20 protein-coding genes are annotated in these 25,257 nt (G+C 65.8%); 11 read left to right on the plus strand and 9 right to left on the minus strand.

Annotation, left to right across the window (positions count from 1 at the left end):
- Positions 1 to 112 precede the first annotated feature (112 nt).
- Positions 113 to 1,144, minus strand: a complete 1,032-nt coding sequence (gene trpS / locus FIV09_RS03465) for a tryptophan--tRNA ligase (protein WP_152448685.1) — start codon at positions 1,142 to 1,144, stop codon at positions 113 to 115.
- A gap of 79 nt (positions 1,145 to 1,223) precedes the next feature.
- Between trpS and FIV09_RS03470 the strand changes: the two genes are divergently transcribed.
- Positions 1,224 to 1,910 (plus strand): rhomboid family intramembrane serine protease, encoded by a 687-nt coding sequence (locus FIV09_RS03470; RefSeq protein ID WP_152448686.1) that lies wholly within the window; start codon positions 1,224 to 1,226, stop codon positions 1,908 to 1,910.
- A gap of 53 nt (positions 1,911 to 1,963) precedes the next feature.
- Here the strand turns inward: FIV09_RS03470 and FIV09_RS03475 are convergent, their stop codons facing one another.
- From FIV09_RS03475 to FIV09_RS03490, 4 genes are all read right to left on the minus strand, one after another.
- Complete coding sequence (locus FIV09_RS03475; protein WP_152448687.1) at positions 1,964 to 3,451, minus strand: phospholipase D family protein; 1,488 nt, start codon at positions 3,449 to 3,451, stop codon at positions 1,964 to 1,966.
- 3 nt (positions 3,452 to 3,454) lie between these two features.
- Positions 3,455 to 5,002 (minus strand): murein biosynthesis integral membrane protein MurJ, encoded by a 1,548-nt coding sequence (gene murJ, locus FIV09_RS03480; RefSeq protein ID WP_152448688.1) that lies wholly within the window; start codon positions 5,000 to 5,002, stop codon positions 3,455 to 3,457.
- 201 nt (positions 5,003 to 5,203) lie between these two features.
- Positions 5,204 to 5,923: an NYN domain-containing protein gene (locus FIV09_RS03485; protein WP_152448689.1), complete on the minus strand. Its 720-nt coding sequence runs from the start codon at positions 5,921 to 5,923 to the stop codon at positions 5,204 to 5,206.
- Positions 5,924 to 6,107: 184 nt separating this feature from the next.
- The gene (locus FIV09_RS03490; RefSeq protein WP_152448690.1) at positions 6,108 to 7,238 is read right to left on the minus strand and encodes an S-(hydroxymethyl)glutathione dehydrogenase/class III alcohol dehydrogenase; all 1,131 of its coding nucleotides are present in this window, start codon (positions 7,236 to 7,238) and stop codon (positions 6,108 to 6,110) included.
- Positions 7,239 to 7,382: 144 nt separating this feature from the next.
- Here FIV09_RS03490 and FIV09_RS03495 point away from each other — a divergent pair, with 144 nt between their 5' ends.
- Positions 7,383 to 9,062: a DUF6504 family protein gene (locus FIV09_RS03495; protein WP_152448691.1), complete on the plus strand. Its 1,680-nt coding sequence runs from the start codon at positions 7,383 to 7,385 to the stop codon at positions 9,060 to 9,062.
- 123 nt (positions 9,063 to 9,185) lie between these two features.
- On the opposite strand, the gene FIV09_RS03500 is transcribed toward FIV09_RS03495, so the two are convergent.
- Entirely contained in the window at positions 9,186 to 11,996 is a 2,811-nt protein-coding gene (locus FIV09_RS03500; RefSeq protein WP_152448692.1) for a [protein-PII] uridylyltransferase, read from the minus strand.
- Positions 11,956 to 13,137 (minus strand): penicillin-binding protein activator, encoded by a 1,182-nt coding sequence (locus tag FIV09_RS03505; RefSeq protein WP_152448693.1) that lies wholly within the window; start codon positions 13,135 to 13,137, stop codon positions 11,956 to 11,958. Before FIV09_RS03505 ends, FIV09_RS03500 begins: the two co-directional genes overlap by 41 nt.
- A gap of 99 nt (positions 13,138 to 13,236) precedes the next feature.
- Between FIV09_RS03505 and rsmI the strand changes: the two genes are divergently transcribed.
- From rsmI to gshB, 3 genes are all read left to right on the plus strand, one after another.
- Entirely contained in the window at positions 13,237 to 14,112 is an 876-nt protein-coding gene (rsmI, locus tag FIV09_RS03510; protein WP_152448694.1) for a 16S rRNA (cytidine(1402)-2'-O)-methyltransferase, read from the plus strand.
- Complete coding sequence (locus tag FIV09_RS03515) at positions 14,099 to 14,470, plus strand: YraN family protein (protein ID WP_172975616.1); 372 nt, start codon at positions 14,099 to 14,101, stop codon at positions 14,468 to 14,470. The genes rsmI and FIV09_RS03515 overlap by 14 nt, the downstream gene beginning before the upstream one ends.
- Positions 14,471 to 14,759: 289 nt before the next feature.
- Positions 14,760 to 15,695 (plus strand): glutathione synthase, encoded by a 936-nt coding sequence (gene gshB / locus FIV09_RS03520; RefSeq protein ID WP_152448696.1) that lies wholly within the window; start codon positions 14,760 to 14,762, stop codon positions 15,693 to 15,695.
- Here the strand turns inward: gshB and FIV09_RS03525 are convergent.
- Positions 15,692 to 17,206, minus strand: coding sequence for a YifB family Mg chelatase-like AAA ATPase (locus FIV09_RS03525; protein ID WP_152448697.1), 1,515 nt, complete (start codon positions 17,204 to 17,206; stop codon positions 15,692 to 15,694). The two genes, gshB and FIV09_RS03525, sit on opposite strands and share 4 nt — an antisense overlap.
- 436 nt (positions 17,207 to 17,642) lie before the next feature.
- On the opposite strand from FIV09_RS03525, the gene FIV09_RS03530 reads away from it, so the two are divergent.
- The 6 genes from FIV09_RS03530 (at position 17,643) to FIV09_RS03555 (ending at position 24,236) form a co-directional block, all read left to right on the plus strand.
- Positions 17,643 to 18,521: an RNA polymerase factor sigma-32 gene (locus FIV09_RS03530; RefSeq protein ID WP_152448698.1), complete on the plus strand. Its 879-nt coding sequence runs from the start codon at positions 17,643 to 17,645 to the stop codon at positions 18,519 to 18,521.
- The gene (locus FIV09_RS03535; protein WP_254702300.1) at positions 18,518 to 19,297 is read left to right on the plus strand and encodes a ChaN family lipoprotein; all 780 of its coding nucleotides are present in this window, start codon (positions 18,518 to 18,520) and stop codon (positions 19,295 to 19,297) included. The genes FIV09_RS03530 and FIV09_RS03535 overlap by 4 nt, the downstream gene beginning before the upstream one ends.
- A 90-nt stretch (positions 19,298 to 19,387) precedes the next feature.
- A complete protein-coding gene (gene coaBC, locus FIV09_RS03540; RefSeq protein WP_152448699.1) occupies positions 19,388 to 20,587 on the plus strand; it encodes a bifunctional phosphopantothenoylcysteine decarboxylase/phosphopantothenate--cysteine ligase CoaBC in 1,200 nt (399 codons plus the stop codon).
- Positions 20,588 to 20,603: 16 nt separating this feature from the next.
- Positions 20,604 to 21,083, plus strand: coding sequence for a dUTP diphosphatase (gene dut, locus FIV09_RS03545; protein ID WP_371417748.1), 480 nt, complete (start codon positions 20,604 to 20,606; stop codon positions 21,081 to 21,083).
- Complete coding sequence (locus FIV09_RS03550) at positions 21,083 to 22,150, plus strand: HesA/MoeB/ThiF family protein (protein WP_152448700.1); 1,068 nt, start codon at positions 21,083 to 21,085, stop codon at positions 22,148 to 22,150. Before dut ends, FIV09_RS03550 begins: the two co-directional genes overlap by 1 nt.
- A gap of 64 nt (positions 22,151 to 22,214) precedes the next feature.
- Positions 22,215 to 24,236 (plus strand): M3 family metallopeptidase, encoded by a 2,022-nt coding sequence (locus FIV09_RS03555; RefSeq protein ID WP_152448701.1) that lies wholly within the window; start codon positions 22,215 to 22,217, stop codon positions 24,234 to 24,236.
- On the opposite strand, the gene FIV09_RS03560 is transcribed toward FIV09_RS03555, so the two are convergent.
- Entirely contained in the window at positions 24,233 to 25,219 is a 987-nt protein-coding gene (locus FIV09_RS03560; RefSeq protein WP_152448702.1) for a TraB/GumN family protein, read from the minus strand. The genes FIV09_RS03555 and FIV09_RS03560 overlap by 4 nt on opposite strands.
- Between the last annotated feature and the right edge of the window lie 38 nt (positions 25,220 to 25,257).

Below are 25,257 nucleotides of genomic sequence, written 5' to 3' on the forward strand. Positions count from 1 at the left end.
CACGCGCGCTGGGAAGCGGCATCGCTTCTTGCGATTTGGTGGTTCTGTGCGGTCGCTGCGATCAGAGGCCCCGCCGTATCGACGACGAGGCCCATTGTCGCTGCTTCTGGTGTCAGCCGACCATGCCGACGATGTCGCGGGTCTTCTTCAGGATGGGGGCGGCAACCTCGCGCGCCCGCTCCGCGCCGCGATGCAGGATCGCGTCGATCTCCGCGGGCTCTTCCATCAGCCGCGCCATCTCCGTCGAGATCGGCGACAGTTTCTCGACCGCGAGTTCGGCCAGCATCGGTTTGAATTCCGAGAATTGCTTGCCGCCGACATCCGCGAGCACCTGATCGACGCTTTGATCGGAGAGGGCCGCGTAGATATTCACGAGGTTGCGCGCCTCGGGCCGCTCGGACAGCCCCTTGGCCTCCGATGGCAGGGCTTCGGGATCGGTGCGCGCCTTGCGGATCTTGGCAGCGATCGTGTCGGAATCGTCGGTCATGTTGATCCGGCTCATATCCGAGGGGTCCGATTTCGACATCTTCTTGGAGCCGTCGCGCAGGGACATCACGCGGGTGGCCGCGCCCTCGATGACGGGTTCGGTCAGCGGAAAGAAATCCACGCCGTAATCGTGGTTGAACTTGGCCGCGATGTCGCGCGTCAGCTCCAGGTGCTGTTTCTGATCCTCGCCCACGGGCACATGGGTGGCGTGATAGACGAGGATGTCCGCCGCCATCAGCGCGGGATAGGCGAAAAGGCCGAGCGATGCGTTCTCGGCATTCTTGCCCGCCTTGTCCTTGAACTGGGTCATGCGCTTCATCCAGCCCATGCGAGCCACGCAATTGAAGATCCAGCCCAGCTGCGCATGTTCGGGAACCTGCGACTGGTTGAACAGGATCGAACGCTCCGGATCGATGCCGGAGGCGATGAAGCCCGCGCAAAGCTCGCGCGTGGCGCGGCGCAGTTTCTCGGGCTCCTGCCAGACGGTGATCGCGTGCATGTCGACCATGCAGTAGATCGTCTCGTAATTGTCGTCCTGCATCTCGCCGAAACGCTTGAGCGCGCCCAGGTAATTGCCGAGCGTCAGGCCGCCCGAGGGCTGGATCCCCGAAAAGACGCGCGGGGTGAAGGACGTGTTGGTCTGGGCCGCGTCTGACAAGGCAAGGCTCCTGCTGGCAATTGGTGTCGCGGTGGCTTACCGATGGGCCAAAGAGGCGTCAAGAAGAGGGCCCCGAGCGATGTCAGGCACCGATCACAATGTCAGCCCGTTCAACGCGATCCCGCCGGTCACCTCGGCGCTGGTGATCGTGATGTTCGCCGTTGAGGCGATCCTGTCGCTGGGCGCGCGCGGGCTCATGGGCGGGCCGGGCGCCGTGGGCTGGCGGATCCAGGCGGTCGAGCAATACGCCTTTTCGGGCGATATCCTGGCCTGGATGGTCGAGACCCGCGTCTTTCCGCCCGAGCATATGATGCGCTTTCTCACCTATCCCTTCGTGCACGGCAATTTCACCTCGGCCCTTTTTGCCTGCGTGATGCTGCTGGCATTGGGCAAGATCGTGGCCGAAGCGCTGGGCCCCGTGCGGATGCTAGCCGTGTTCGTGACAAGCGCGATCGCGGGGGCGGTGGTCTTCGGCCTCTTTGCCGGACGCGTGCCGCTCGTCGGGGCCTTTCCGCCGATCTACGGCCTGATCGGGGCCTTCACCTATCTGCTGTGGCTGCGGCTTGGTCAGATGGGCGAGGCGCAGATCCGCGCTTTCTCATTGATCGGGGTATTGCTTGGCCTGCAATTGGTGTTCGGCCTGCTCTTTGGTGGTGGGCCCTACTGGATCGCGGAGATCGCAGGGTTCGTGGCGGGCTTTGCGCTATCGATCGTGCTGGTGCCCGGTGGCTTCACCCGCCTGATGGAGCGTCTGCGGGAGCGCTGACAAGGCCCGCTGCTCCGGGGCGAATCGCGCATGCGTGCGAAGTCGCCCCGCGCTCAGAACATATCCGCAGGCAGGATCGGCAGGAAACGCGAGAAGCGCCGCGCGCGACCCATCGGGTAGGGCACGACGAAGCCCGACCGTTCCCCGGGCGCCAGTTCCTTGTTGGCGTGCGCCGTCTCCCGCCAGAGCGCGGCCGTCTCGATATTGCCTTCGCGCGCGGCGTGCCCCAGCCATTTCTCGGCCAGCCTTTTGCGCAGGTCGCCGACCGCCTCGGCATCCCGGAACAGCACCGACGCCTCGGTGTCCCAGCGCAACGACCGTCCATTCAGGTTGGCCGATCCGACCATCCCGAAATCGTCGTCGATCAGGGTCACCTTGGCATGCACGTAGATCGCTGCTGCGCCATGGATCGTCTCGTAGTCGCTGTCATCCGAGGGGTGCCGCCGCGTCGGCGTCACCAGGGCCACGCGGTCCCCGAAGGCCGCGACGATGTCGTTCAGCGCCTTGGTCTGCAGCGCATGGGCGTGGCGCGCGTTCAGGCTGCGGTCGCCTTCATAGAGGATACGCTCCGGCTCGATGGGCAGAAGCACGATCAGGTTCAGATCGGGATGCGCTTCGGCGGCAGAGATCAGCGCCTTCGTGATGGGTCGGTGGCGGAGGAATTGCGTCTCGACATAGATTGATCGGCGCGCGGCTCCGAACGCCCGGATCAGCGTCTCCTCGTGTTCGCGGTGATGCAGCTTGGGCCCGAAGGCGAAAGGGCCGCGCTTGGGGGCCGAGACCGTTCGCACGAGCCGCAGATCCTGCGTGCCTTGCGGGCGGGTCGCGGATTGCATCGGTTCCGCATCGGTTCCGAGATCGGCCGCGCCGCCCTCGAAAGCGGCGTTCCACGTCTCGATCAGATGTGCGCGCGCAATCGCGGCGAAAGGGCCGTCGACCGCCATGGAGACGTCATGCCAGGTTTCCTCGCCGGGGCGGTCGTGGTCGTTGTCGTCCCAGCGGCGTTCGTTGATGTCGAGCCCGCCGATCATGCAATCCTTGCCGTCGACCACCGCGCATTTCTGGTGGATCGAAACGGGGCGGAGCTGTGGCCGGACCTTGAGCATGGCGCGCTGCACCGGGGTCAGCTTGTCGGAGGGCTCTTCGCGCAGAAGGCGCAGCTTCTCGGCGATCTTGAGCCAGAGCATCGACCGCCACGCCCAGCCCACTTCCTGACCGTGGGGCGCGCAGAGGACCTGCAGATCCCCCTCGGCCTCGTCGGCAAGGCGGGAGGCGGAGGCCCAGGCCGCGCGGTGCAGCGGCGAGGCAAAGAGCGGGTCGAAATCGGTCAGGATGATCCGCACCCGCGCGCCGCGCTGGGCCACGGACGTGATGAGATCGGCCCAGGTCATGAGCCCGCGATCCCGCAGTTCGGGCAGTCTGAGCGCCGTTTCGGGGTCGAAGATGCGGAAGGAGAGCAGCACCTCCTCCTCGGCGGCGGCGACCATGCGTTCCAGCGCGGGGTATACCTCGGCGGCGGTGATCAGGGCTTTCAGGGTCATGGATCAGCGGGCCTTTCGACGGAAGGCATTGGCGAAGTCACGCATGCGGAAAGCCCCTAGCATTTGGCCGAAAAGGCCATAGGACAAGATGCCAATGCCGATCAGTACCGCAAGGGCCAGATATCGCCATCCCGCCCTTGCGAGATAGGGCCCGATCACCAGCACGGTCAACCAAAGAACTCCGCCCATGAGGATCGAGGCGCCGATGATCCGCCAGATGCGCCCCCGGAACCGGTCGTCGAGGCGGGCCACCGGGCCCATCCGGCGCCCGCCGCGGCCCAGCAGCCAGACCATGCTCCAGGCGGCCAGGGTGGTGCCGATGGCGGGGGCGATCCAGCCGATGAAGGGCGCAAGGCCGATGGCAATGACCGCATTGACGACCATGGAGACCAGCGCGTAGCGGAACGGGCTTTTCGTGTCCTCGCGCGCGAAGAACAGCGGCTGCAGGGTCTTCTGCAAGACGAAGGCGGGCAGGCCGAGGCCGTAGATCGCCACGGCGACGGCGATGGCCGCGCTATCGTCCGGGCCCGTCGCCCCGCGCTCGAACAGCACCGACACCAGCGGCAGCGGGATGACCACCAGCGCCACGGCGGCGGGAATGGTCAGGGCAAGGGCGTATTCGCTGGCCCGGCTGAACGCATCGCGCCCGCCCGCATCGTCCCCGGCCTTCAGCCTGCGCGAAAGATCCGGCAGAAGCACGATGCCGACGGCAATGCCCACGACGCCCAAGGGCAATTGATAAAGCCGGTCGGCGGCGTACAGCCAGCCCACCGCATTGTCGAATTGCGAGGCGACCTGCTGGCCCACCAGAAGGTTGATCTGCATCACGCCGCCCGCCAGCGCGGCGGGCACGGCGATGCGCACGAGCGTCTTCATCTCGTCCGACCAGACCGGGCGTCCGGGGCGCACCTTGAGGCCCGACCGCTCCGCCGCGACCCAGACGAGTGCGAGCTGCGCCACGCCCGCCACGGGCACCGCCCAGACGAGCCAGAGCACGACCTCGCCGCCCAGCGCATAGCCCGCCAGCATGGAGGCCACGACGATGATGTTCAGAAAGACCGGAGCCGCGGCCGCGGCGGCAAAATGCCCGCCCGCATTCAGCGCACCGGAAAAAAGCGCGGCCAATGAGATCAGGAAAATATAGGGAAAACAGATGCGTCCGTAGCCGACCGTCAGATCGAAGCGTTCGTCTCCGGCAAAGCCGCCCGCCGTGGCATAGACAAGGGCGGGCATGAACAGAAGCGCAAGTGCAGTCAGGATCAGCAGGACGAAGGCCAGACCCGAGACCGCATCGCGGGCAAAGCCGAGCGGGTCCTCGTCGGCCTCGAGCCGTTTCGAGAACATCGGCACGAAGGCCGCGTTGAACGCGCCTTCCGCGAAGAACCGGCGGAACATGTTGGGCAGGCGGAATGCCGCGACAAAGGCATCGAGCACGGGGCCGGGGCCGATCAGGGCGAGGATCACGATCTCGCGGACGACGCCCAGAACGCGGCTCGCGAGGGTCCAGAACCCCACGGTCATCATGCCGGACAGAAGGCGGATGGGTTTCATGTCGCGCAGGGCCTTTCCAATCCCGGATCGGGACGCCGCGCAGCACTAGCGGATCGCGTCGGGCGGTGGAAGGGGGAGCGCATTGCGCTGCTGTGCGCCGCGCAGCGGGGCCGACCGCGCAATGCCCGCGCCGACCGGCATTGAAAGGTTCAAGGCTCGGCCCGGTGCGCGGCTCGGTTTGCTGCCGGACCGGGCCGGATCTCAGTCGAGACGGCGCACCAGAAGCTGATTGCCGCTTGAGCGTTTGGTCTCGAAGACCTTCAGATCGGCGATGAGGTCCGACAGCTTGCGCTTGCCATAGGTGCGGGTGTCGAAATCCGGGTTGGACGCGGTCAGGTACTGGCCGAGTTGGCCCAGCGTGTACCATTCGTCGTCCTGCTCGATCGCATCCATCGCCGAGAAGATCAGGTTGCGCGCCTCTTCGAGATTACCATGGGCCTTGGTCTCGGCTGAGCCGGATTTGGCAGCCTCGGCGGCGCCTGCGATGTTCTCGAGGAAGATGAAGCGCTTGCAGGCCTTGCGGAAGGCATCGGGCGTCTTCTGCATGCCCATCCCGAAAACCTCGAGCCCCTGTTCGCGCAGCCGCGAGGCAAGACGTGTGAAGTCGCTGTCCGAGGAGACCAGAACGAAGCCGTCGAAGCGGCCCGAATGCATGAGGTCCATCGCGTCGATCACGAGCGCGATATCCGAGGCGTTCTTGCCGACGGTATTCGCGGGCTGGTGATGCGGGACAAGTCCGAACTCCGCCGAGACCTTGGACCAGCCCGCCATGTGATGGCTGGAGAAATCCCCGTAGCAGCGGCGGACCGCGGCCTCGCCGAAGGTGGCGATCTCCTCGAAGAGCGCGCGGGTATATTTCGGGGACGTGTTGTCGGCGTCGATCAGCACGGCGAGAAGCGAGTTGCGATCGGAATTGGCCATGATCTCTGTCCTTCGGGACGGGGGATTGGGAGGGCTGTGTTCCGGCCTTACCGCATCGACCGGGCAACGGTAAGGGGCGATGTCGCCGGGTCTCTTGTCCAGCGCGTTCGGCCCGGTTTCTCGCGTGATACGAAGATTGGTGCGTTGCGGCCCCGGTTCCGTTCCGGGGCCGCAAGACATGTGATCAGAACTGCACGACCGCGCGGATCGACTTGCCCTCATGCATCAGATCGAAGCCTTCGTTGATCTGATCGAGAGTCAGCACATGGGTGATCATCGGGTCGATCTCGATTTTGCCGTCCATGTACCAGTCGACGATCTTCGGCACGTCGGTTCGGCCCTTGGCGCCGCCGAAGGCCGTGCCTTTCCAGACCCGGCCCGTGACAAGCTGGAAGGGGCGGGTTGAGATTTCCGCGCCTGCGGGCGCGACACCGATGATGATCGACTGGCCCCAGCCGCGATGGGTGCATTCCAGCGCGTCGCGCATCACCTGCACGTTGCCGGTGGCATCAAAGGAGTAATCCACCCCGCCGATCTGATCGAAATCGGTCTTGGTGAGGTTCACGATCTCCTCGACAACCGTGCCCGAGATTTCTTTCGGGTTCACGAAATGGGTCATGCCGAAATGCTCGGCCATGGCCTTCTTTTCGTTGTTGATGTCGACGCCGATGATCTTGTCCGCACCCGCGAGCCGCAGGCCCTGGATCACGTTGAGCCCGATGCCGCCCAGGCCGAAAACCGCCGCGGTCGATCCGATCTCGACGCCCGCGGTGTTGATGACCGCGCCGATACCGGTGGTGACGCCGCAGCCGATATAGCAGATCTTGTCGAAGGGTGCGTCCTCGCGCACCTTGGCGAGCGCGATCTCGGGCAGGACGGTGTGATTGGCGAAGGTCGAGCAGCCCATGTAGTGATGAATGGGCGTGCCATCCATCATCGAGAAGCGCGTGGTGCCGTCGGGCATCTTGCCCTGGCCTTGCGTCGCGCGGATCTTGGTGCAGAGGTTGGTCTTGCCCGAGAGGCAGGAGGCACATTCGCGGCATTCGGGCGTGTAGAGCGGGATGACGTGATCGCCGGGCTTCAGCGTGGTGACGCCTTCGCCCACCTCGACGACAACGCCCGCGCCCTCATGGCCGAGGATCGCCGGGAAGATCCCCTCGGGATCGGCGCCCGAGCGGGTGAATTCGTCCGTGTGGCAGATGCCGGTCGCCTTGATCTCCACGAGGACCTCGCCCGCCTTGGGACCTTCGAGGTTCACCTCCATCACTTCGAGCGGTTTTCCGGCCTCGAGCGCCACGGCTGCACGGGTTTTCATATCTGTCCTCCGATCCTGATTTTCCTGCGAAAGTGTCCGAGGCGGTAGGTAGGCGCAATCGCATTCGCGACCAGTGGGAGGGAGGACTCGACTCGCAGGGTCGGGCGAATTAGAACAAAGAGCGAACAAACTTGCGCTGCCCGCATGCCCAACCGACGTATCCTCTCCCTCTGGTTTCCGCGCCTCGGGGCCGAACGGCTGATCCGCCAGGATCCGACGCTCGGTGCCGCGCCCTTTGCCACCATGCGCGAGATCGGCAACGCCCAGGTGCTGGGGGCCTTGTCGGTTGCGGCCAGTGCGGCCGGGCTCTATCCGGGCCAGCCATTGCGCGATGCCCATGCGGCCTGCGCCGATCTTCTGACGCGGCGGGCCAATCCCCATCACGAAGCAGCCTTTCTGGGGGTGCTCCATCGCTGGGCGGGCAAGTTTTCCCCCTGGGTCGGGCGGGAGGAGCCCGATGCGCTGGTGATCGACCTGACGGGCTGCGCGCATCTGTTCGGCGGCGAGGCCGCGCTTTTGGCGCAGGTCATGCTCGATTGCACGGATCTGGGGCTCAGCGTCTCGCCGGGGATTGCCGATACCTATGGGGCGGCCTGGGCGCTCGCGCGCTATGGCGGGGCGCAGGCGGGCTCGCACCGGACGGGCGATGCGGTCGATCAGGAGGCGCGGGCGACGCGGTCGCGGGCGGGCAAGCGGCGCCATTGGGAACGGGGCGGGGCGGCGCCCGCCTTGCCACAGGTTTCGGGGCCGGGGGAGGGCGGTGCGACCGCGAAGGCCCCGCGCATCGCCGCCCCGGGCAAGACCTATGGCGCGCTCTCGCCCTTGCCCATTGCCGCGCTGCGCCTGCCCGAAGAGAGTGTCGCGCAGCTCTCGCGGCTGGGGCTGCGGCGGATCGGGGATCTGGCGGGCCAGCCGCGCGCCAGCCTTGCGCGGCGCTTCGGCACGGGGCTCGTCTACAGGCTCGATCAGGCGATGGGCGCGGCGCCTGAGCCGATCAGCCCCGCCGCCCCGCCTGACCGCTTCTCGATCCGGCTGAGCTTGCCCGAGCCCATCGGGCTCGAGGCCGACCTTCTGGCCGGGCTCGACCGGATGCTGCCGCCGCTTTGCGAAAAACTCAGCCGCAAGGGGCGCGGAGCGCGGCAGGTGCGGCTCGAGGCATATCGCGCCGATGGGACGATGCAATGGCTGGGCGTGGGCCTTGCGCGTCCCAGCGCCGATCCTGCGCGGCTGCGCCCGCTCCTGGCGATGAAGATGGACGAGATCGATGCAGGCTTCGGCATCGACATGCTGCGCCTCGATGTGAGCATGCACGAGCCGGTCCATGCCCGCGATCCGGTGGGGCACCGGGAGGCGGGACGGGTGGTCGCCGCGCGGCTGTCGGGGCAGACAGCGCTCGATGACCTGGTGGGGCGGCTCGGGGCGCGGCTGGGGCTCGAGGCGATCACGCGCCGCCATCCGGCATCGAGCCATATCCCCGAGAAATCCGCGCTGACGCTGGCGGCGGCCTGGTCCGAACCCGCGACGGGCTGGCCGCGTCCGGCCACGCCGCGCCCGCTGCTGCTGTGGCGGCCCGAGCCCGTGCATGCGGCCGACACGCCCGATCCGCCGCGGCAATTCCGCTGGCGCGGGCGGGACTTTTCCGCAACCGGGCTGGAAGGCCCCGAACGGATCGCCCCCGAATGGTGGCTGGAGGAGCCCGACTGGCGCTCGGGTCAGCGCGATTACTGGCGGGTGGAGACGGACCGGGGCGAGCGGCTGTGGCTGTATTATGCCTATGGCGGAGCCTTGTCCTCGGGCTGGTTCTGCCACGGCAGCTTCGGATGAGGCGCCAAAATCTTAATTACGATTTTGAGGCCCGCCCGGATCGCAGCACCAATGCCACCGGGGCTGATGCGCAGGAAGGCGTGGTGCGGACAGAAATTTAGATAAATTTCTGCACGGTTGCGCTTATTGCTCCCGCGCGCGTTCGGCGCCCGCTTCGATCGCCGCGCGCAAACGACGCTCGATCACGCGCTGTTTCGAGGGCGTGTAGAATTTCAGCCCGAACATGTCCTTCACGTAGAAGCTGTCCACGACCTGTTCGCCATAGGTCGCGATAACCGCGCTGGCTATGTAGATATTCGATTCCGACAGGGTGCGCGCGAGATCATGCAGAAGACCCGGCCGGTCCCGGGTATCGACCTCGATGATCGTGTAGATTTCCGAGCCTTCGTTCTCGAAGGTGATCGAGGTCGGCACGTTGAAGGCGCGTTCGCGCTTCTTGATCTTGTCGCGCGACTTGATCGCCTCGCGGGCCACGACCTCGCCCTTGAGCGTGCGCTCGATCATGGAGCGCAGGCGGGGCAGGCGCGATGTCTCGTAGGGGGCCCCTTCGCCGTCCTGCACCCAGAAGGCCGCCGTGGCAAAGCCGTCCTTCGACGTATAGGTCCGCGCATCGACCACGTTGGCCCCCACCAGCGCCAATGCGCCTGCAAGCCGCGCGAAGATGCCGGGATGATCGGCCAATGCGAAACAGACGCGGGTGGCGTCCCGGTCCTCGTCGGCATGGATATCGATGCGGATCTCGTCGGTGTCGATCCCGCGCAGCAGCTCCGCGAAGACCACGTGGGCGGTCACATGCAGACCCTGCCAATAGGTCTCGTAATGGCGGCTTGTCTCGGCGCGCACATCCTTCTTGTCCCAGTCGGACAGCTTCTCGCGCAGGAGTTGCTTGGCTTCGGCACCCCGGTTCTCGCGATTGAGCGCCTCCATCCCGGATTCGAGGGCGCGACGCGTCTGACGATAGAGCGCGCGCAGCAGCGCCGCCTTCCAGTTGTTCCAGGTGCCCGGACCCACGCCGCGGATATCGCAGACCGTCAGCACGCAAAGCAGATCGAGCCGCTCCTTCGTCTGCACCGCCTTGGCGAAATCGCGCACCGTGCGCGGATCGGCAATGTCGCGCTTCTGGGCCATGTCTGACATCAGAAGGTGATGCCGGATCAGCCATTCCACCGTCGCGCATTCCGCCTTGCTGAGCCCCAGGCGCGGCGCGACCTTGCGGGCGATCTTGGCGCCAAGGACCGAATGATCCTCGTCCCGGCCCTTGCCGATATCGTGCAGGAGCAACGCCACATAAAGCACCTTGCGATTGACGCCCTCGTTCAGGATCTCCGAGGCGACGGGCAATTCCTCGACAAGGTTGCCGTGCTCGATCTCCGACAGGTGCCAGATGCACTGGATGGTATGCTCGTCGACCGTGTAGTGATGATACATGTTGAACTGCATCATCGCGACGATGGGTTCGAACTCCGGGATGAAAGCCGAGAGCACACCGAGCTCGTTCATGCGGCGCAGGGCGCGGTCGGGATTGCCGTGTTTCAGCATCAGGTCGAGGAAGATGCGGCGCGCTTCGCGGGAATTGCGCATGTCGTCGTCGATCAGGTGCAGATTGGCCTGGATGAGGCGCATCGCGTCGGGATGGATCAGCAGGCCCGTGCGCAACGCCTCCTCGTAGAGCCGCAGCATGTTCATCTTGTCCGCGAGGAAATCCGCATCGTCGGAAATGGCCAGGCGCCCGTTCAGCACCTCATAGCCTTTCCGGGTGCGCGGCGGGCGATTGAAGATGCGCAGGAGCAGGGGCGCTTCCTTCGTCTGCTCGGCTTCGAGCGCGGTCAGGAAGATGCGCGTCAGATCGCCCACGGCGACCGCGTGGCGGAAATAGGCCTGCATGAAGATCTCGACGCCACGGCGGCCGCCGCGATCGGAAAAGCCCATGCGGTCCGCCACCTCGACCTGCATGTCAAAGCTCAGCACCTCCATCGCGCGGCCGGCAATCTGGTGCAGATGGCAGCGCACGGCCCAGAGGAAATTCTCCGCCTCGACGAAGGTGCGAAACTCCTCGGGGCGGAAGATGCCGCGCCCGACAAGCGTTTCCGCATCATCGGTGTGATGAACGTATTTCAGGATCCAGTAGAGCGATTGCAGGTCGCGCAGACCGCCCTTGCCCTCTTTGACATTGGGTTCGACCATGTAGCGCTGGCCGCCCTGTTTTTCGTGGCGGCTGTCGCGCTCGGCGAGCTTCGCGGTCACGAACTCGGTTTCGGTGCCCTTGAAGAGGTCCTCGCGCAGCCGTGTCTCGAGCTCCTCGGCCAGCGGGGCATGTCCGGTCACCAGGCGCGATTCCAGCATCGCGGTGCGGATGGTGAAATCCTCGCGTCCCAGTCTCAGGCAATCCTTGATGGTGCGCGAGGCATGGCCGACCTTCAGCTTCAGATCCCACAGGATGTAGAGCATCGATTCGATGACACTCTCGGCCCAAGCGGTGATCTTGTAGGGGTTCAGAAAAAGCAGGTCGACATCCGAGAATGGCGCCATCTCGCCGCGTCCGTAACCGCCCACGGCCATGACGGCGATGCGCTGCGCCTCGGTGGGGTTCGGCATGCGGTGGAGCCGCTCCGTCGCGATCTCGAAGGTGAGCGCGACGACGCCATCGGTGATGTAGGTATAGGCATGGGTTGTGGCATGGGCGCGGAACGGCGCCTCCGCGAAGGCCTCCGCCACAGCCTTGCGCCCGGCATCGCGCGCCTCGCGCAGCACGCGCACGCAGGCCTCGCGAACGGAGCGCTCGTCTGTGGCATCCCCGATGGCCGACCAAAGCCGGTCGCGTACCGCGTCGCGGTCGAAAATGACCTCGGGTGGGAGGATCAGGTCAGGGGCCGCTGCGGGCGGCCCCTGGAGCTCAGAGGCCTGCACCGCCGAAGGCGCGAGGGGCGGGGTCAAGAATGGTCACCTGCTGGTTGCGAATGGTTGCCACGGCAAGCCCGCGCTCATTCGTACCGTCGGGCCGGAACCGGAATACCCCGCTTGCGCCCTGGAAGCCAGCACCCTGGGTCAAGGCTGCGGGGCCGATCGTGTTGTTTCGGCCCTGACCCACCAGCGCACCGACCGCGGCCATGCCGTCAAAGGCCAGCGCGGCCAGCGGATGGGGGGCGGCACCATAGGCCGCCGTGTAGCGGCTTTCGAAGGACGCGATGGCACTGCGGTTGGGCAGCGCGAAATAGGCCCCCTCGATCCCGGCAAGCTGGAAGCCGTCCGGGCGCGAATCCCAGCGCGTCAGCCCCATATATTGCGTGCTCTGGGGGGAAATTCCCTGCTCGGGTGCCAGTTGCAGGACCACGGAGAGCCCGCCTTCCCAGCTATCGGTCAGGAACAATGCGTCCGCCGTGCCCGCATCCACGAGCGGCTTCACCCGTCCGATCGCGCCGGTCAGGCTCTCGGTGTTGAGCGCGTAAGGCTCCGCGCCGACGACCTGGGCGCCGTTGCGCGCAGCAGCGCTCTGGATCGCGTTGCGCCCGATCTGACCGGCGAGGTTGTCCTGGTAGAGCACCGCGATATCGCTGCGGCCCTGGCGTACGCCGTAGCCGATCAGGCGATCGGCCGTGTTCTGGAAGGTCTGCCCGAGGATGAACAGGTTCCCGCCCGCAATCGTGGGATTGTTCGAGAAGCTCAGGACGTTCAGGCCCTCATCGGCCACGGCGATGGCCGCGGCATTGGCGGATTCTGCGTAAAGCGGCCCGATGATGACCACCGCGCCTTCATCTGCGGCCTGTTGTGCAACGGCGCCTGCGGTCGCGGGGTTGCCTGCCGTGTCATAGACCCGCAGATCGACGGACACACCGTCGAGGCTTTGCATGGCGAGCCGCGTGGCGTTTTCCAGATCGCGCGGAATGTTGCCCGCACCGCTGTCCGAGCGCGGGATCAGAAGCGCCACCGGGACGGGACGCGACGGGTCGACGCTGGTGCCGCCTCCGGGAAGGGAGGAGGTGAGCGTGCCCACATCGCAGGCGGCCAGGGTGAACAGGCCCGCAGCGGCGCATAATGCGCGCAAGCTGCGACGGGCGGTTTTGAATACAGCAAACATCGTGATACGGGGCCCCCTCGGTCCTGATTTCGAGCGACCGGTCCGGATCGCCGCTATTATCCGGACGCAGAGTAGAACAGCGCGGGGGCGGGTCCAACCATGATATCGGCAAAGAGCAAGGTTTCGCCCGGTCTCACCCTTGTGTCGACACCGATCGGCAATGCGCGCGACATCACGCTTCGAGCGCTCGATGTGCTGGCGGAGGCCGATATCCTCGCGGCCGAGGATACCCGCGCGCTGCGGCGCCTTCTGGAGATCCATGGCGTGGCGCTGGGCGGGCGGCCCTGCCTCTCCTATCATGAGCATAACGGGGCCGCGATGCGCCCCAAGCTGCTGGCGGCCTTGGCCGAGGGCAAGACGATCGCCTACGCGTCGGAGGCGGGCACTCCGATGATTTCCGATCCGGGCTTCGATCTGGCCCGCGCCGCGCGCGATGCAGGATATCCAGTGACCGCTGCCCCCGGGGCCGCTGCGGTCATTGCAGGGCTGACGGTGGCGGGGCTGCCGACGGACCGGTTCTTCTTTGCGGGGTTTCTGCCCAATGCTTCGGGCGCCCGCCGCGCGGCGCTGTCCGAGCTGACCGGTATTCCTGCGACACTCGTGTTCTACGAAAGCCCGAAGCGGCTGGGCGCGATGCTGCGCGCCGCGGCGGAAACCCTCGGGGCGGAGCGTCCGGCTGCCGTTTGTCGCGAGCTGACCAAGAAATTCGAAGAGGTCCGGTCGGGATCGCTCGAGGAACTGGCGGATCACTATCAGGATGAACAGGCGCGGGGCGAGATCGTCGTGCTGATATCGCGGGCAGATAAGGAAAAAATTAGCGAATCGGATGTTACGGTCGCGTTGGAAGAGGCGCTGAAGACGATGTCGGTGCGCGATGCCGCCGAAGCGGTCTCTGCCATGTTCGGTGTGAAAAAACGGCCCGTCTATCAACAGGCCATGAAGTTGCAGGAAAACGCGCGCGATGGGAATGATTAATCCGGACCTCGGCAAGATGGCGTATCTCGGCGGGCTGTCTGCCGAAAGTGGCGTTGCGGCGGATTACGAACGCCGCGGATATGCGATCGCGCGGACGCGTTGGCGCGGCAAATCGGGCGAGGTCGATCTGATCCTGCGCGATGGCGAGGCCCTGATTTTTGTCGAAGTGAAGAAAAGCCGGTCTTTCTCACGGGCGGCGGAACGTGTCTCGCCGCGCCAGATGACGCGGCTTTGTGCTGCGGCAGAGGAATTCCTCGCAGGGGAGCCGCGCGGCGCCCTGACGGAGATGCGTTTCGATGTGGCGCTGCAAAACGCTCATGGCGAGATCCGGATCATCGAGAATGCCTTCGCCGCCTGATCCCTCTGGACCGAAGCAGGTTTTGCATCGATGACGCGGGTGCAGATCCGGCATCGGCGCCGCGCCATTGCGCTGCAATGCCATCCCGGCCCTGCGGTATGCCCCGCTTTTTATCAGAATGCGGCGAGTCTGTTGAGCACATTTGCTTACGCATACCGCATTCGGGATGGTCGCGAGGCGTGGGTTGGATCGAGCGTCGCGCAATCGTCACCTTATCCGCGGACCATTGCCCTCGGACCGTGCTTGGCGCATCTCTAGGCGGAAATCACGCCTGCGAAGGAGCGCCCCTATGAAAGTCGCCATCCAGATGGATCCGATCGAGCCCATCAATATCGAGGCGGATTCCACCTTCCGCATCGCAGAGGAGGCGCAGGCCCGGGGGCATAGCCTGTTCTACTATCTCCCCGACGCGCTGGCCTATGAGGAGGGTCGGATCACAGCCCGTGGCCGCACACTTCGAGTGCAGCGCGAGGTCGGCAATCACGCGATCCTGGGCGAGATGGAAACCGTCGATCTGGCCGAGTTCGATGTGGTCTGGCTCCGCCAGGATCCGCCCTTCGACATGCATTACATCACCACGACGCACCTTTTGCAGCGGTTGTCGCAGACCACGCTCGTGGTGAATGATCCGTTCTGGGTGCGCAACTTCCCCGAAAAGCTGCTCGTTCTCGATTTTCCCGACCTGACCCCGCCCACGGCCGTGGCGCGCGACCTCGAAACGCTGAAAGCGTTCCGCGATCGGCATGGCGATATCATCCTCAAGCCGCTCTACGGCAATGGCGGGGCTGGGATATTCAAGCTCGCGGCGGAGGATCGGAACCTGTCCTCGTTGCACGAGCTGTTTACCGGCTTCTCGCGTGAGCCGCTGATCGTGCAGAAATATCTGCCCGCGGTCAGCAAGGGCGACAAGCGCGTGATCCTCGTCGATGGTGAGCCCGTGGGCGCGATCAACCGGGTGCCTGCCGCAGGCGAGGTGCGTTCCAACATGCATGTGGGCGGACGGCCCGAGAAGGTCGCCCTGACCGACCGGGACCGCGAGATTTGCGCCAAGATCGGCCCGCTCCTGCGCGAGAAAGGCCAGATCTTCGTCGGCATCGACGTCATCGGGGACTGGCTGACCGAGATCAACGTGACCTCGCCCACCGGGATCCAGGAGCTCGAGCGCTTCGACGGGATCAACGTGGCCGCCAAGCTCTGGGAGACGATCGAGGCGCGTCGCGCCTAACTCTCGCGGCGGCTGACCAGCCGGTAGCCCAGGGCTTCGGCGACATGCGCCCGCGCAATGTCGTCGGACCCGTCGAGGTCAGCGATGGTGCGCGCCACGCGCAAAATCCGGTGGTATCCGCGGGCCGACAGGCCCATGCGCTCCGCCGCGCGGGTGATCAGAAGACGGCTCTCGGTATCGAGCGTGGCAACCTCGTCCAGGCGCTGCCCTTCGACATCGGCATTCGTGCGCACGGCGTCGCCCTCGCCGTAACGCGCAAGCTGGCGCGCACGGGCCTGGGCGACGCGGCCGGCCACGGCCAAGGAGCTGTCACCACTTGGCGGCGTGTCCAGATCCTGCATGGAGACAGGGGGCACCTCCACACGCAGGTCGAACCTGTCCATCAACGGACCCGAGATGCGCCCGAGGTAATCCTCGCCGCACAGCGGCGCGCGCGAGCAGGCCCTGTCCGCATCCGGCAGGTACCCGCAGCGGCACGGATTGGCCGCGGCCACCAGCATGAAACGACACGGATAGGTCACATGGGCATTGGCGCGCGCCACCATCACCTCGCCCGTCTCGATCGGTTGGCGCAGCGTCTCGAGCACGGCGCGCGGATATTCCGGAAATTCATCCATGAACAGCACACCGTTATGGGCAAGGCTGATCTCTCCCGGCGCGGCGCGCCGCCCGCCGCCCACGATCGCAGCCATGGAGGCAGTATGGTGCGGCGCACGAAACGGCCGCGCTCGAGAAATCCCGCCCTCGTCCAGCAGGGCTGCCAGCGAATGGATCATCGACGTCTCGAGCGCCTCCACCGGTGAGAGCGGGGGCAGGAGACCGGGAAGCCGGGCCGCCAGCATCGATTTGCCGGATCCGGGTGAGCCGACCAGCATCAGGTGATGGCGTCCTGCCGCGGCTATTTCCAAGGCACGCTTTGCCCGTTCCTGCCCTTTCACGTCGCGCAGATCCCGGCAGGGCGGCAGGGCGGTGACCTCCCCGGCCTGGCACGGAGGCAGGGGCGATTGGCCCGTGAAATGCTGCAGGAGTTGCAAAAGCGACTCCGCGCCGATGACCTGACAGGCCTCGACCCAGGCCGCCTCCGCACCCGAGGCCTTCGGGCAGACGAGCCCGCGCGCGCCTTCCGCGGCAGCCAGGGCGGCGGGCAGGGCGCCCGCGACCGGAACCAGCGTGCCATCGAGCGACAATTCCCCCAGCGCCACCGATCCCGACACCGCATCGCGCGGCAGGATTTCCAAGGCCGAGAGGAGGCTCATCGCGATGGCCAGGTCGAAATGCGATCCCTCTTTCGGCAGATCCGCGGGCGACAGATTGACTGTGATCCGTTTCGACGGGAGCGCGATGGAAAGCGAGGAGAGCGCGGTGCGGACCCGTTCTTTCGCCTCGGACACGGCCTTGTCGGGCAGGCCGACGATGGAAAAGGCGGGCAGACCCGGGGTGACGGCGCACTGGACCTGAACCATGCGCGCGGAGACGCCTTCAAAGGCGACGGTATAGGCCTCAGCAACCAAGATGCGGTCCCTCCCAACCCGTCCTTGGTGCCAGACACAGGGTTAGCGATCGGTTAATGACCCACAGCGGCGCGCGAATGGCCGCCTGAAATCACGCCGCGGGCCCGGCGAACCGGCCGCTTCCGAGAATGCTCAAAGCCTTATGCGAAAAATTAATTCGTATCCGCGCGACGCGCCTGAAGGGCGGGCGAGATATCGCGGATTCACTTTTGGAATGTCGTTAAATGCCCCTGCGTCAACGCACTAGCGAAGTCGACAATTGTACACATTTGCGCAGTCGGTACCCGAAATCGCGCTGCAGCGTTGCCAATGATTGCCAAAACATCCGGTGTTAAAGAATTTTTTGGAAACCGGATGTGATCTGGGGGCGTTGTCCCTGCGTAATAGTTCCCGAAGACAAGAACGACCGACTTTCGTATTCCACTGGGGAGTGAATATGGCGCTTGATGCATTCAACGATCAGACTTTGTCGCGGCGGGCAATGAAGGCAGAATTGCTGGATGCCGAAACCGAACTTCGGCTGGCTTACGCCTGGCGCGACCAGCGGTGTGAGGAATCCCTCCACCGACTCATCACCGCCTATATGCGGCTCGCGATTTCCATGGCTGCGAAATTCAAGCGGTACGGCGCCCCGATGAACGATCTCATTCAGGAGGCCGGGCTTGGCCTAATGAAGGCCGCGGAAAAGTTCGATCCCGATCGTGGCGTGCGCTTCTCGACCTATGCAGTGTGGTGGATCAAGGCCTCCGTGCAGGATTATGTGATGCGCAACTGGTCGATGGTTCGGACGGGCTCGACATCCTCGCAGAAGTCCCTGTTCTTCAACATGCGTCGGGTTCAGGCGCGGATCGAACGGGAAGCCGCTGCCAACGGTCATACGCTCGACCGTCATCAGCTGCGCCAGATGATCTCCACGGAGATCGGCGTGCCGCTGCACGACGTTGAGATGATGGAAGGCCGCCTTTCGGGATCCGACTACTCGCTTAACGCGACGCAATCGGTGGAAGATGAAGGCCGCGAATGGATCGACGCGCTGGAAGATGACAGCGCGCAGGCCTCCGAGCTTGTCGAGGACGATCACGACAACGCGCAGCTGCGCGAATGGCTGGTAGTTGCGATGCAGCAGCTGAACGATCGGGAGCGCTTCATCGTCCGCGAACGCAAGCTGCGCGAAGAGACGCGCACGCTCGAAAGCCTCGGCAACGAGTTGGGCCTCTCGAAGGAGCGGGTTCGCCAGCTTGAGGCAGCAGCCTTTCAGAAGATGCGCAAGACGCTCGAAAGCCAGTCGCGCGAGGTCCACGCATTCCTCGCGTGATCGCAGCCCTTCTCAGCCTCTTCGCCTCCGCCGCATATGCGAGCGGGGGCGATTTCATGTCGGCCGAGATCGTCTTTTTTGGCGAGCAGCATGACAACCCGGCTCATCATGAACGACAAGCGCAGCTCGTTCGCGAAATCGCACCGAAAGCGATGGTGTTCGAGATGCTGACTCCGGATCAGGCAGGCGAGGTCACGCCCACGCTTGTCGCCGATGAAGACGCCCTTCGGACACGCCTTGATTGGGAAAATAGCGGCTGGCCCGACTTCTCCATGTATTACCCGATCTTTGCCGCCGCGCCGCAGGCGACGGTCTTCGGGGCCGCCATCCCGCGTGACGAGGCGCGCCGCGCAATGGATGTGGGTGTTGCGGAGGCGTTCGGTCCGGGCGCATCCCGCTTCGGATTGGACCGCGCGCTTGCCGAGGACATGCAAGCCGAGCGTGAGGCGTTGCAGGCCGAGGCACATTGCGACGCGCTGCCCCCCGAAATGCTGCCCGTGATGGTGGATATTCAGCGGCTTCGCGACGCGAGCCTGGCCGAAGCGGCGCTCACGGCTCTGGCGGTTCACGGTGCGCCTGTCGTGGTGATTACCGGCAACGGCCATGCCCGGCCCGATTGGGGCGCGCCCGCCATGATCGCCTCTGCGGAGCCGGATGTGTCGGTCTTTTCGCTCGGGCAGGCCGAGGAGGGTGGGCCAAAACTCGATCAGGGCTTCGACATGGTCGAGATCGCGCCGCCCGTCGATCGTGGCGATCCCTGCGCCGCCTTTCGCTGACTACCGCCCGCCACATTGCGCAAGCGCATCGGCTTGTGCGCAACGGCCCGCCTCTTTAGACCTGAGCGGAGCAACGGGGGCGGACGGCGCATGCTGAGTGGCAAACGCATTCTCTTGATCATCGGCGGCGGTATCGCGGCCTACAAGTCGCTCGATCTGATCCGGCGCCTGCGCGAACGTGGGGCGGCGGTCACCCCGGTTCTGACCAAGGCGGCGGAACAATTCGTGACGCCCTTGTCGGTGGCGGCCCTGGCCGGACAGAACGTGCATCGCGACCTCTTCGATCTGACCCAGGAAGCAGAGATGGGGCACATCCAGCTGTCCCGCGTGGCGGATTTGCTGGTCGTGGCCCCGGCCACGGCCGATCTGATGGCGAAGATGGCGACCGGGCGGGCGGATGATCTGGCCTCGACCCTTCTTTTGGCGACCGATACGCCTGTTCTGATCGCACCCGCCATGAACGTGCGCATGTGGGATCACCCGGCAACCCAGCGCAACCTCGCCACGCTACGCGGCGATGGCGTTGCGGTCTCCGGCCCGAACGAAGGCGATATGGCCTGCGGCGAATACGGGCCCGGTAGAATGTCCGAGCCGCTGGAAATCGTCGCGGCCATCGAGGCGCGGCTGGGCGATGGCCCCTTGAAAGGGCGCCGCATCGTCGTGACCTCTGGGCCGACGCATGAGCCCATCGATCCCGTGCGCTACATCGCGAACCGGTCCTCCGGTGCGCAAGGAACCGCCATCGCGCGGGCCCTGTCGGCGCTGGGCGCAGAGGTGATCTTCGTCACCGGCCCGGCGCAGGTGCCCCCGCCCGAGGGCGTGGCGGTGACCCGCGTCGAGACGGCGTGCGAGATGCGCGAGGCGGCCTTGGGCGCGCTGCCCGCGGACACGGTTGTCTGCGCCGCGGCGGTTGCAGATTGGCGCATGGCCGAAGAGGCCACGTCGAAGATCAAGAAGACGAAGGGCGGTTTGCCGGTCCTGACATTCGCCGAAAACCCCGACATCCTGGCGGAGATCTCGCAGCTCGAGGCGGGGCGTCCGTCCCTGGTCGTGGGCTTCGCGGCGGAGACCGACGATGTCGAAGCCAACGCCACCGCCAAGCGCGCCCGGAAGGGCTGCGACTGGATCGTCGCGAACGACGTCTCGCCTGCGACCGGGATCATGGGCGGGACCGAGAATGCCGTGACCCTGATCACCGCAGGTGGCGCAGAGAGCTGGCCGCGCATGGGCAAGGATCAGGTGGCCGCGCGTCTGGCCGCACGGATCGCAGAGGCGCTTCAGAACGGATAAGGCGCGATTTGCGTCCATGAACCAAGGGAAGGCTGCGGATTTGGTCGCCATTGATATCACGTGGGACGAGGACGCCGACCGGGCGCTGGGCCTTCCGGTCTATGCCAGCGCGGGCGCTGCGGGCGCGGATCTGCGGGCGAACTTTCCGGACCGCGCGACCCATGTCCTGGAGCCGGGCGTGCGGATGCTGGTGCCGACGGGTCTGCGACTTGCGATCCCCGAAGGCTTCGAGGTGCAGATCCGGCCGCGCTCGGGCCTCGCGCTGAAGCACGGGATCACGCTGCCCAACGCGCCCGGCACCATCGACGCGGATTACCGCGGGCCGCTCGGGGTGATCGTGCTCAATGCCGGGACGGAGCCTTTTGCCATCGCCCATGGCGACAGGATCGCGCAGATGGTTGTCGCCCCGGTCCTGCGCGCCACATTCGGCGTGACGGACCGGCTCTCGGAGACGGAGCGCGGTGCGGGTGGATTTGGATCGACGGGGATCGACTGATGTTGCTGTTTCTGGCGCTGTCCGGGGCGCTTTGGGGGATCGGGCACCTGATGGGCACGCCGAAACAGGCGCGTTTCATCATGATCGGCCTGCTGTACCTGGCCATTCTGGCCGCGCATATCGTGCTGCCCGATGGTCATCCCGTCCGGGCGATGACCGGTGACAATGCCGCCCCCTGGCTGGTCCTCGGCATCATCGGCCTGTTCGTCTTCTTCTACCGCAAGCTTCTGGCGCGGGTGAAAGCGCGGGCGGTCGCCAAGGAAGAGGCCGAGGAAAGCGCGGTCGCGGCCCAGCAACCCAAGGGCACCTTCTCCAGCACGGAGCTTGAACGCTATGCGCGTCATATAGTGCTGCGTGAGCTGGGCGGGCCGGGCCAGAAGGCACTTAAGGAGGCGCGGGTGCTGGTTCTCGGGGCAGGCGGTCTCGGCGCGCCTGCGCTGCAATACCTGGCCGCCGCCGGCGTCGGCACGATCGGCGTGATAGACGACGACGCGGTCGAGAATGCCAATCTGCAGCGGCAGGTCATCCACCGCGACGCGGATATCGGCCTGCCCAAGGTCTTTTCCGCCCAAGCCGCGATGGAGGCGCAGAACCCCGGCGTTACAGTGCGTCCCTATCACCGCCGTCTGACCGATGAGATCGCGCCGGACCTCTTTGCGGATTACGATGTCATCCTGGACGGGACCGATAATTTCGACACGCGCTACCTCGCCAATCGGGTGGCGGTGGCGGCGGGTCTGCCGCTGATATCCGGGGCGCTCAGCCAGTGGGAAGGCCAGCTTTCGGTCTTCGACCCCGCGGGAGGCACCCCCTGCTATCAATGTATCTTCCCCGAAGCACCCGCACCGGGGCTCGCCCCCTCCTGCGCCGAGGCAGGGGTTTTGGGCCCCTTGCCGGGGGTCGTCGGCGCGATGATGGCTGTCGAGGCGATCAAGATCGTCACCGGGGCGGGCGCGCCTCTCAAAGGCGAGATGCTGATCTACGATGCGCTTTGGGGCGAGACGCGCAAGATCGCGCTGAAACGCCGGGCGGATTGCCCGGTCTGCGGAAGCGCATCGCAGGGCTAAGGCGCGTCGGGCTGCATTGCCGGGGCTGTCGGAGCACCATAGATAAAGGCCAAAGGAGATCTCCATGACAAATGCCCTGCTCGCGGATTGGGACACGCCGTTTCAACTGCCGCCTTTCGCCGCCATCGCCGATGATGATTTCGCGCCTGCGCTGGAGACCGCGCTGATCGAGCACAAGGCCGAGATCGCGGCCATCGCCGAAAACCCGGCCGCCCCGTCCTTCGAGAACACGGTGCTGGCGCTGGAAGGGGCGGGGTCTGCGCTCGACAAGGTGCTGTCGACCTTCTTCTCGGTTGCGGGGGCGGATACGAACCCCAAGCGGCAGGAATTGCAGCGCGACTTCTCGCCCAAGCTGGCCGAGCATTTCGCGGGCATCTATGCCGACACGGCGCTGTTCGCCCGGATCGAGGCGCTGTGGGAGCAGCGCGACGCACTGCATCTCGACGGGGAGGAGGCGCGCCTCCTGATGCTCACCCGGCGCGGCTTCGTGCGTGCCGGGGCTGCATTGACGGGGGCCGATGCGGAGCGGATGCGCGCGATCAAATCGCGCCTGTCGGTGTTGGGCACCGCGTTCACCCAGAACCTCTTGGCCGATGAGGCGGGCTGGCAGATGGAATTGGCGGAGGCCGATCTTGAAGGTCTGCCGGACTGGTTGAAAGCCTCCGCGCGCGCTGCGGGCGAAGAACGGGGTGCCGCGGGCCCGGTCATCACGCTGTCGCGGTCGCTGATCACGCCGTTTCTCCAATTCTCGCCCCGGCGCGACCTGCGCGAACTGGCCTGGCGGGCCTGGGTGGCACGCGGTGCGAATGGCGGTGAGACCGACAATCGCGAGATTGCCGCCGAAGTTTTGGCGCTTCGGGAAGAGCGCGCGAAGCTGCTGGGCTACGAGACCTTCGCGGCCTACAAGCTCGAGACCGAAATGGCAGGGGCCCCCGACAAGGTGCGCGATCTTCTGCATGCGGTCTGGACTCCGGCCCGTGCGCGCGCCGAGGAGGACGCGGCCAAGCTCGCGGAGCGTATGGCCGCCGATGGCGTGAACGGCCCGCTGCAGCCCTGGGACTGGCATTACTATTCGGAGGCGCGGCGGCGGGAGGAACACGATCTCGACGAGACCGCGCTGAAGCCGTACCTGCAACTTGACCGGATGATCGAGGCGGCGATGGATTGCGCGCACCGGCTCTTCGGGCTGGAGTTCAAACCGCTCGATGTGCCGCTCTATCATCCCGATTGCCGCGCTTGGGAAGTGACGCGCAACGGCACGCATTGCGCGGTCTTCGTCGGCGATTACTTCGCCCGTGCCTCGAAGCGCTCGGGGGCGTGGTGTTCGGCCATGCGGATGCAAGCGAAAAAGCCCGATCCCAAGGCGCCCATCGTTGTGAATGTCTGCAATTTCGCAAAGCCTTCCCAAGGCGCGCCCGCGCTTCTGTCCTATGACGACGCGCGCACGCTCTTTCACGAGTTTGGCCATGCGCTGCACCAGATGCTGTCGGACGTGACCTTCGGGTCGATGGCGGGCACATCCGTCGCGCGGGATTTCGTCGAATTGCCCAGCCAGCTTTACGAACACTGGCTCGAAGTGCCCGAAGTGCTGCGCAATTTCGCGACCCATGCGGAAACCGGCGAGGCGATGCCGCAGGCCATGCTCGACAAGGTGCTGGAAGCCGCGACTTACGATGCGGGCTTCCAGACGGTCGAATATGTGGCCTCGGCCCTTGTGGATCTGGAGTTCCATGACGGACCGCCGCCCGCCGATCCGATGGCGCGACAGGCGGAAATCCTGGACAGCATCGGCATGCCGGACGCCATCGCGATGCGGCACGCAACGCCGCATTTCGCCCATGTCTTCGCGGGTGACGGTTATTCCTCGGGCTATTACAGCTACATGTGGTCGGAGGTGATGGATGCCGATGCCTTCGCGGCCTTCGAGGAGGCAGGCGGGGCCTTCGATCCGGCCATGGCCGACAAGCTGGAGCGGTTCATCCTGTCGAAGGGCGGATCGGCGGAGGCGGACGAGCTCTACATCGCGTTCCGGGGCAAGATGCCCGAGGTCGATGCGCTGCTGAAAGGCCGGGGGCTTGCCGCCTAGAACTCTGCGCGGCTGAGGGTGAAGCCCTCCGCCTCCAAGAGCTTCAGAAGCCCGGTCTCGCCGGGCAGATGCGCGGCGCCCACGGCCACGACGATCGGGGCGCCCACCTGCACCTCGGGCAGGATCACGGACATCCAGGCGAGGTTCCGGTCGGTCAGAAGCGCATCCTCGGCCCGGGCCATCGCGTCGGCGACCATTTCGGGGCCTGCGGGGGACAGTTCAGCGGCCAGCGTCGTCGACAGCACCCAGCCGAGCGCGGTCTTCTCGTCGAAATAGGCTCCGCGCAGGGTGGCGAACATGTCCTCGGCATCGGCGGGATCCATGACGGAGGGCAGGATCATCGCGGCCTGCTCCTCGAGCGGGGTTTCCTCGAACGCGGCGAAGACGCTGCGGGGATCCTCAAGGGCGGCGGTGGGCGTGCCCGCGGCCTCGGCCAGGGCTTCGAGCTGGGCGTCGAGCCCGTTGGCAGCGCCCATCTCGGCCTGCATGCAGGGCGGCAGCGCGAGGACGAGCGACAGGTACCAGGGCTTCATCTTCGCGGCCATGAACCCCGGAATGCCGCGATCGGAGGCGGCGCGCGACAGGGCTTGCCAATCCTCTTCGCTCAGAAGCTCGGGCAGGGTGGTCTCCGACAGGATCAGCAGGCTCGGATCATTGGCCAGATCCGCGGTGAGCGCGTCCTGTTCGGCCTTTGTCGCTTCGAGGAGAAGCAGGCGCGCATCGGCGATCACGGGCTGCAGGCGGTCGGTCACCGCGTCGAAGCGCGGATCGTCCACATGCATCGTGCCAATGAGGTGGACGACCTCCTCGTCACGCCGGGCAATCCAGTGGTTGCCTTCGGCATAGGGCATCCCGGCAACCTCGGCTGCCACGGAGGCGCGGGTCTCGGGCGAGAGGGTCGCGCGCAGATCGGTGCCTGCGCAGAGCGCCAGGGCGAGCGGCGCCTGGAGAAGCCAGAACAGAAGGGCGAGAAGGGCGCGCATGCATCATCTCCGGGTCGGGTCCGCTCAAAGCTAGGCGG

The sequence above is a fragment of the Roseivivax sp. THAF197b genome (genome assembly GCF_009363255.1).
Classification (GTDB): Bacteria; Pseudomonadota; Alphaproteobacteria; order Rhodobacterales; family Rhodobacteraceae; genus Roseivivax.